Below are 7910 nucleotides of genomic sequence, written 5' to 3'. Positions count from 1 at the left end.
CGTGGAGCACCTACTGGCTCGAAAGAAAAGCGGCGATCATCGCATGATTCTCGCTCAATATTCGTAACCAGTAAGCGCATACCCTGAATCACTTCAAAGTGTAATTCTCAGGGTGCGAATGACTATATCTCGCTCTTTGCGGATCTGTGCAAGTTACCTTCTGGGCATATTTTACGTTTTATTGCGCTCGAACAGAGGCTTCATTAATTGGAAAAATGGAAAATTAAATTTATGGCTAAGATCCAATACAACCTAACCCGTGGAAGCGATGTCATCCGTGATGGGATGTACCTCGAACTTTTTGAGGCTGGAACATCCCCGCTCCGGCAAATTGCTGAAGTCTTCTATTCCGATGTAACTCATGAGTTCTCTTTCTCTTGTTACGAAGGATGCATCCCTCTGGAAGAGATTGAAAAGCTCATTAACAAAGCTAAAAAATTGCTTCCGCCAGCAAAGCAGGAATCTTGATGGGCCTGAACATCTGCTCTGTGCCAGGAGCGGACCTTAATAATCTTTATCTACCTTAATAGTTGAGCATTCAGTAAAACGACCATTCTACCGAAGATATGATTTATCGAGTGTCATGTTTTAGAATCAATCGATTATCTTAAGCTGATGGGAACCCGATGAAAGCACTTTCAATCGTTCGGCCTGCCGGAACTCAAATCGCAAATGGCCTAAAAACGCTGGAAATAAGGCGATGGCCGCCTGACGTCCGAACAGGGGAAGAGATATTACTGGTTGAAAATGAACACTTCCTCACGGTCGATGGCCAAGAGGAGGTCGGAACCGCCTTAGCTATCATTACCTTGGGAGAAATCAGAGAGTTTAGGCAAGATGACATCCCTAAAGCTTGCGCATCTTATTATGAAGCCGGTTGGCTAGCTTGGGAGATAAAAACAATCAAAAAATTGAGAATCCTTTTCCAACACGCGCAGCACGAAAGTTTTACGAGATCGATGATTCAGTTCTTAACGCTGCGCGCTTGATAATAATTCGGTAAAACTCGGCGTGAAAAGGTTTAACCGAATCAGATTTTGCCTGTGTGAAACCTCTAAATACCATTTCTAATCCAAGCATAAAGTCCGCTGTTCGCTCATAGCAGCCTGATGGGCCTCACCTGCAGCAGCTTGGTGCCTAAATCGGACCTTGCTAATATCCTGCCATGTCGATCAAATGTGAACCGGTCACCTCGGGCGCACAGGCACCTGTTTACGCACTGCATTAGACAGAACTAACGATGTGGTCACTGAACCATGAACCGCCAGGGCATCGACGACGGCTTCCAAATCAGCCGGTTGAGAAAAAACACAACGCACGATGAAGCAGTCCTCTCCTGTGATCCTGTCAGCTTCTATCACCTCAGGGATATCGTTAAATAACGTCAGATAGTGTTTGATGTATTGGTGGGTTGTGCGTACTCGCAGGATCGCCTGTAATCCCAGTCCAATCTCTCGCAAATTGACGCGTGCGCTGTATCCTTCAATGACGCCTGCACTTTCGAGTTTTTTGACCCGTTCGCTCATCGCTGGCTGCGAAAGGCCAATGCATTTGCCCAGAGAGGCCAGACTCTGACGTGCGTTCATTTGAAGTGCTTCCAAAATTTGCCGGTCTTTGTTGTCAAGCTCCATGCTAATCCTTTGCTCAAAATGTAGATGAATCATCGGTTAATCGGGCTGTATTTCGATGACTTGCCATTCAGGAACGATGTGTCATTCGCCTACATTATGTGAACACCTCTTTGGGAATCAAGACATGACATCTCCAATATTGCTTCTTCCGGGAATTGGCAACTCGGGCTCCGGACACTGGCAAACGCTATGGACACAAACTGACGCGTCAATGACCCTCATTTCGGGACAAGACTGGGATCATCCGGTTTGCGAAGAGTGGGTCGAAAATTTAGAAACTACCGTCAGAAAGACCGGGCCAGACGTCATTTTGGTCGCCCATAGTCTTGGCTGCCTGCAGGTTGCTAACTGGGCCCAATATAGCCGCACGGTTGTGAGAGGCGCGTTGCTGGTCGCGGTACCCGATCCCACACGCGATGTGTTTCCAGAAGAGGCTAAGGGGTTTAGTGTTCCCCGGAGTGAAAAGCGTTTCGCATTTCCGAGCATGATGATTGCCAGTTCCAATGACCCTTATGCCGATATCCATTACAGCCAGTGCTGTGCCGATGCCTGGGGCAGTAGTCTGGTCAATATCGGTGAGCGAGGGCATATCAACGCAGCCAGCGGACTCGGTGACTGGCCTCAGGGGCGAGCATGGTTAAAAGAACTTATTGCCATGTCCATAAGCGCCTCCGGATATAAATAAATCCACTTAAAGGCTCCTTAAACACAAAAAATTCACGCCACACCTGTTACGGAAAGCTAAATGAACAATTCGTCCAATACACCTGTCATATTTATCAACGGCTTAATAGGTACTTTGAATGATCCGAAATTTCACAGACCGCTGGGCGATCGGCCCGTTATTGCTCCTGACCTTAACGGCTACGGCGCACGCAGCGATATACCGGTAGAGAAAATAAACATCTGGGGGCAGGTGAAACGGATTTATGAGGTGATCCAGGCCGAATATCAGGGATCCGCCGTGAGCCTTGTGGGTCATTCTGTCGGAGGTGCTGTGGCCTACGCGTTTGCGCATAAATATCCCGAATGCGTTAAGGAGATTGTCAGTGTAGAAGGCAACTTCTCTCTTAAAGATGCGTTCTGGACATCCACCATCGCGAAAATGACATTAACGCAAGTCGAATCCATGTTGGCGGATATGCAAGGTTCGCCAGAAACCTGGCTGGAGGGCTCCGGAATCGATCCGCAGTCTGACAAAATACAAATCGCGACAATCTGGCTTAAACATCAGCCAGCTTCAACGCTGCTTGCCATGGCCCGGTCAGTTGTCGAGGTCACCGGGAACCCTGGCTATCAAACTCTGGTCAAAACCGTGTTTACTTCTGTCCCTGTGCATTTACTGGCGGGTGAACATTCAGCGAGTGGCTGGGATGTTCCCGACTGGGCAACTCAGCACGCGAAAAGTATCACTGTCATGCCTTCAACGGGTCACCTCATGATGTTACAGGATCCCACAACCTTCGGCCAAAGAGTGGCTGAAATACTGAGTTGATAGCAATTAACTTCAAAACAAGCTTATTCTTTCACTTAAACATATCTTTAAGCCCATTATCTACTAAAAGAACGGACACGATGAGTGCTGTAATATGTAGATGATATCTTCACTCACCGTCCATGACGGTAGGGAGCGTAACAATGAAAATGTATATGAGGTTAATGATTGCCTAAGAAAATAGAATGGAGCATTCATTAATTATTACCTTTCTTTGGAAGGATTTTTTATGTCCCCCAGCCGCTATCACGAAAGCGAAAGGATGTTATGAGCATCCGCTCATCGCTCACAGCGGACCTTCGAATCAACTGGCTAGTCCGCTTGGTGCCAGAAACGAGCGTTCACATGCAGGTCAGTGCAGCAGCATGTTGAAATTTTCGCGCACCTTCCAGCGCAAGCTGCAAATTAAAAGACCCGCCATAAGCAGGTCTTCCACATTAATACTTTTCATCTGAAGCCATCGGCAAAGGATACTGATTTTCTGCTAGGTTATTTCTGCTGGCAAATCAGTTGCAGCTTTGCAAGGTAACAGGCAGGAAACAAAAAACCCTGCAATTTGTCCCGCTGCAGCCAGATAAAATGCAATTTGTAAGGCATTTTGGAGACTGTTTGTAGAGTTCACCTGATGCAGACTTACGGTCCCGCTTCCGGATAAAGCAACTAACAGAGCAATACCAATAGCGTTACCAACATTCAGCGTTGTAGAAGCCATACCTGAAGCAACCCCTTGCTCGTAATGCTTTACGCCTGAACCAGTAGCTACCCACATTGCCGTCCAGACAATTCCCTGGCCTATTCCTGAAATGACCAGTCCCGGTAATACGCTTAAATAAGATGCACCTGAATAGGCTGATGGAACCAGTGCCAGCGTACCCGCAATTCCAGTTAAAAAACCGGCCAGTAAAACTTTGCGTAACGACAGACTATTTGCAAGTCGGGCTCCGAATTGCGTTCCGACAAAAATTGCCAGCGAAGGCGCTATAAACGCCAGGCCGGTCTGCAAGGCGCTGTATTCCATAATGTTCTGAAACATAACTGTCAGAAAATAAGGCAGAGCACCGAAGGTTCCCATATAAATAAACGTGATCACCATGCCTGTTGTCAGACTTCGATTCCTGAATAATCGTACCGGCATTAATGGGTCAGGGCTGCGAAATTCTATGGCGGCAAACGCCAGCAGAAATACCACTGACAGACTCAGTGATAAGAGAATATGCTCTGACAACCAACCCTCTTCAGGCCCCTGAACCAGAGCATAAACCAGCAGAATTGCTCCTGTGGTGACTGTCACAGCGCCCGGCAAATCGAAGCTGCGGCGCTCTTCCTGGAAACTGTCCTTCGGTAACACAAAAAAAGCGGCGCATATTGCAATCGCTGCCAATAAAACATTGACGAAAAATACTGACGGCCAGCCATAGACGCCTGTAAGTATCCCGCCCGCGAGCGATCCCAGTGTAAGACCACTTGCGCCTGCGCCGCCCCAGACTGCCAGTGCCCGGTTGCGCAACGGCCCTTCCTCGAACAGTCTGTTTATAAGCGAAAGCGTGGCAGGAAAAAGTAATGCTGCGCCTATACCCTGTATGGCTCGTGCAATGACAATGACGACAGGACTCCACGCTAATCCACCGGCCAGTGAGGAGAGCGCGTAGAGCCATAACGCACCGATAAAAACCCGACGTTGCCCCAGAAGATCTGCTGCTCTTCCACCGAACAATAAAAATCCCCCACAGCATACCGTATAAGCACTGACCACCCACTGGAGCGTGTGCTCCGAAAACCCCAGTCCCGATCCAATTTCCGGTAGTGCTACAAACACAATATTGATATCAAGGGAGTACATGAGTTGGGCGAAGGCAAGCAGCGCAAGGCTGAGGTGTTGAAAGCGAGGGGCACCTGATTCCCGTAAGGCAGTAACCATAAATAATCTCCAAATAAACTAATGTTCGAGTACATGCGTACATTTAATGTATGTATGTACTCGTACATTAGTCAACCGATAAAATTTAAAGTATAGTGTTGGCATGTTTACAATCTGCTGAGAAACCCCATGCTTTCTAAACACCCTGATGCGGAACAAATACGTCTTGAAAATGTGCTGACAGCTTTGGGGAATCCATTACGTCTGACGGTGGTTCGGGTGCTGGCGGGCGGCGGTGAGCATGCTTGTAGCGCCGTGCTGAGTGGGATTCCTAAATCGACGCTGACTCACCACTGGCGTGTCTTACGGGATAGTGGCGTTATCTGGCAGCGCCCTTTCGGGCGCGAAAATTTACTATCGCTGCGCCGGGAAGATCTTAATGCTCGCTTTCCCGGGCTGCTGGATGCTTTGTTGGGTGCTGTGGAAAACGACGCACTGACACAGGAATCAACAACCAGGAATCTGCCGATGCCATCCACAGAACAGAAAGCATGCGCAGAGGAGAAGTAAAAGGAATTGAGCGCGTAAGTCCTCTATTCGCTCGCAGCAGACCCTCAGCGTCACGTGTTTGTCCCCTGAGTGCCAGGAGCGAAAATCAGCCTTTTTAGCCGTCCTGCGGACGGCTCTTAGTTCATCAAAAGCTCCAGCCCGCCGCGGTCGAAAGCGATACGAACGGTCCGGCAAGCGTAACATTGTGATGTTCAATGATTTCATTTGCTGATAAATGATTGTTATCCATTGTTGTATGCGCATCTGAAATCAGCACGGCCCTGAATTCCAGTTCCGACGCGGCTCTATTTGATTCTCACTTTTATCCCGGAACCTCAGACCCTGAAAATGGGGGACGCAGTCCCCTTTAACATTAGCGTTTTTTAATCACCGCAAAATAACTTAGCCACTGCTTGCCGGGGATGTTTTCCGCTGCGTCAATGACGGTTTCGGCCTCAAACTCATGCAATGACTCAACGATAAAGCGTTCACGGAAGGTCTCAAAAATCTCATCAGCGTTAACACCTGCATCGATCCCGGTTTCTTTTTTGCAGGCCATAACATAAAGTCGGCCATTATCGCTGAGTAATTTACTCACGATATCCAGGTAAGCAGCCTTTCTCACCTCATCGCCTGAAAAGATATGAAACAGCCCACTGTCAATAATGCTCCGAAACTTCCGATCCCAACTGCCAATAGTGAAAAAGTCTTTAACCATAAAGTCGATGTTAAGACCCGCTGCTTTCGCCTTCGCGGCAGCACGCCCGACCGCCTCTTCGACAAAATCAATCCCGGTAACCTGCTCACCACGCTTAGCGAAATAAGTGGCAAGCGTACCCGTGCCACAGCCAATATCTAAGATTGGCCCACGTATATCAGAGGCGCTTTCGATGAAAGGTTTTTGCGGGCGACCGATATCCCACACTGGCTTAGCGTTATCGACATAATGCTCTCTGAACCCTGCGTGATGTGCTTTACTGTCGATGATGGTCATGATTATTTCCCTTCCTTGTAGTCACTGATATAGGCGTTAGCACCTTGTGTTCGGGCAGTGCGTTCGTCCGGATTTACTTCCGCCTGGACTTCATGCTCCATACGCTGGTTATACATCTGAATAGCGCCATCTAATGCCCTACGGATAACAGCCCCCAAAGGCACATCGATCCCTAATTCACCCTCTAATTTTTCCTTCCAGTCTGTGAAAACCTTCAGTTGTTCATCAGTTAATCTTACGGTTACTACATTATTTTTTCTGCTCATGTTTTCCTCAGCGTCAATCCGCAATTGATGTATACAATGTATACATTGTTTGCAAAAGAGGCAACCTGTGATTTTCTTGAGGATGACCTATTGCCAAAGTTCGCGGTATTAAACATGATTAACGGCGGTGAGATCAGGCAGATATGACATAAAAAGCCGGTATTTGCAGGTCACTAAATGAGAGGATATTGCGAGGTCTGCCCCTCGCGCGTAGCAGGTATGACAACTCTTTTTTCTGGTGCCAGGCGCGGGCATCAGGATCCATTAATGCAATTAGCACAATGTTTTTGCGAAACAGACGGCCTCTTCTCTGCCTGTGTATGGACCATAATTCTCAATACGGACATACCCATTTTTCTTGTAAAAATTTACGGCCCGATGGTTGATATGTCGGGTTTCCAGTCTCAGTTCGAGATATCCCATTTCTTTTGCGGAGATTTCCAGGAAAGTGAGTAAAGCGTTACCCACGCCTGGCACACTTCGGTCTGAAAACATTCTTTTAAGCTCGGCTATATTTTGCGTTAATGGCCGGATAGCACCGCATCCTATCGCATCGCCATGAGCATTCTTTGCCAATACCCATAACGCTTTATCACCATTCATTGCATCAACAGTGAAATTGCTTTTGCCGTTATCACCCGTAATAGCGGCAAGTTCAGCTGACAGCATCTCGATTAATCGATGGGATTCTGAAGAAAATGGATCTGATTTCTCTACTGTTATCATGTTCATATCCTACAAAGTAATTCTCACCAGCATAGAGTATCCTGCCTGGAAAAGCAGCATCCCGAAACCGGTGACGGGACAACTCTGATTTCTGGCTATCCCGGTGATGCTATGTCCGCTTCACGCCCTGAGACATTCGGCAAGCTTTTTATGGCTTCTGTAAGGACGACTTTCGCGCTTCCAGTGCCAGCAGATATTTCGCTCAAAGTTGCCTGTCATGCCTGCTTAAAAAACAGGCTTAACGCAGGGTATTGTTCGGTTTCCAGGCAAACCCTACAAAAGCAGAGTGAGATCATTTGCGTTGAATCTCATCACTGCTGGTTTTAAATTCACACGTAATCATTTCCCTTTATGTTTATTAATTTTTTTTGACAAAGCAATCATTCTGCAT

Annotated in this window: 10 protein-coding genes and 1 pseudogene; 5 read left to right on the top strand and 6 right to left on the bottom strand. The window is 47.5% G+C overall.

Translation table 11 applies throughout. The features are described from left to right. Window positions 1–231 precede the first annotated feature (231 nt). On the top strand, window positions 232–468 hold the full coding sequence (locus J1785_RS05795; RefSeq protein WP_217219005.1) for a hypothetical protein: 237 nt from the start codon (window positions 232–234) through the stop codon (window positions 466–468). A 158-nt stretch (window positions 469–626) separates the two neighbouring features. Beyond that, window positions 627–989, top strand: coding sequence for an ASCH domain-containing protein (locus tag J1785_RS05790; RefSeq protein ID WP_217219004.1), 363 nt, complete (start codon window positions 627–629; stop codon window positions 987–989). A 198-nt stretch (window positions 990–1187) separates the two neighbouring features. On the opposite strand, the gene J1785_RS05785 is transcribed toward J1785_RS05790, so the two are convergent. Beyond that, on the bottom strand, window positions 1188–1631 hold the full coding sequence (locus J1785_RS05785; RefSeq protein ID WP_129990903.1) for an Lrp/AsnC family transcriptional regulator: 444 nt from the start codon (window positions 1629–1631) through the stop codon (window positions 1188–1190). 124 nt (window positions 1632–1755) lie between these two features. Here J1785_RS05785 and J1785_RS05780 point away from each other — a divergent pair, with 124 nt between their 5' ends. Continuing rightward, window positions 1756–2316, top strand: a complete 561-nt coding sequence (locus J1785_RS05780) for an RBBP9/YdeN family alpha/beta hydrolase (RefSeq protein ID WP_217219003.1) — start codon at window positions 1756–1758, stop codon at window positions 2314–2316. A 60-nt stretch (window positions 2317–2376) separates the two neighbouring features. After that, window positions 2377–3126: an alpha/beta fold hydrolase gene (locus J1785_RS05775; protein WP_217219002.1), complete on the top strand. Its 750-nt coding sequence runs from the start codon at window positions 2377–2379 to the stop codon at window positions 3124–3126. A 484-nt stretch (window positions 3127–3610) separates the two neighbouring features. Here the strand turns inward: J1785_RS05775 and J1785_RS05770 are convergent, their stop codons facing one another. Continuing rightward, window positions 3611–5044 (bottom strand): MFS transporter, encoded by a 1434-nt coding sequence (locus J1785_RS05770; protein WP_217219001.1) that lies wholly within the window; start codon window positions 5042–5044, stop codon window positions 3611–3613. A 129-nt stretch (window positions 5045–5173) separates the two neighbouring features. On the opposite strand from J1785_RS05770, the gene J1785_RS05765 reads away from it, so the two are divergent. Then, window positions 5174–5554: an ArsR/SmtB family transcription factor gene (locus J1785_RS05765; RefSeq protein WP_217219000.1), complete on the top strand. Its 381-nt coding sequence runs from the start codon at window positions 5174–5176 to the stop codon at window positions 5552–5554. Window positions 5555–5678: 124 nt separating this feature from the next. On the opposite strand, the pseudogene J1785_RS26680 reads toward J1785_RS05765, so the two are convergent. From J1785_RS26680 to J1785_RS05750, 4 genes and pseudogenes are all read right to left on the bottom strand, one after another. After that, window positions 5679–5840: pseudogene (locus tag J1785_RS26680) on the bottom strand (cysteine hydrolase); the annotation flags it as partial. A 66-nt stretch (window positions 5841–5906) separates the two neighbouring features. Then, the gene (locus J1785_RS05760; protein WP_112152618.1) at window positions 5907–6527 is read right to left on the bottom strand and encodes a class I SAM-dependent methyltransferase; all 621 of its coding nucleotides are present in this window, start codon (window positions 6525–6527) and stop codon (window positions 5907–5909) included. 2 nt (window positions 6528–6529) lie between these two features. Then, window positions 6530–6793 (bottom strand): hypothetical protein, encoded by a 264-nt coding sequence (locus J1785_RS05755; RefSeq protein ID WP_129990896.1) that lies wholly within the window; start codon window positions 6791–6793, stop codon window positions 6530–6532. A gap of 273 nt (window positions 6794–7066) precedes the next feature. Next, window positions 7067–7519 (bottom strand): GNAT family N-acetyltransferase, encoded by a 453-nt coding sequence (locus J1785_RS05750; RefSeq protein ID WP_112152623.1) that lies wholly within the window; start codon window positions 7517–7519, stop codon window positions 7067–7069. Window positions 7520–7910: the final 391 nt, after the last annotated feature.

The organism is Rahnella perminowiae (genome assembly GCF_019049755.1).
Classification (GTDB): domain Bacteria; phylum Pseudomonadota; class Gammaproteobacteria; order Enterobacterales; family Enterobacteriaceae; genus Rahnella; species Rahnella perminowiae.
The sequence above is the reverse complement of the archived record's forward strand: the minus strand, read 5'-3'. Positions and strand labels throughout refer to the sequence as shown.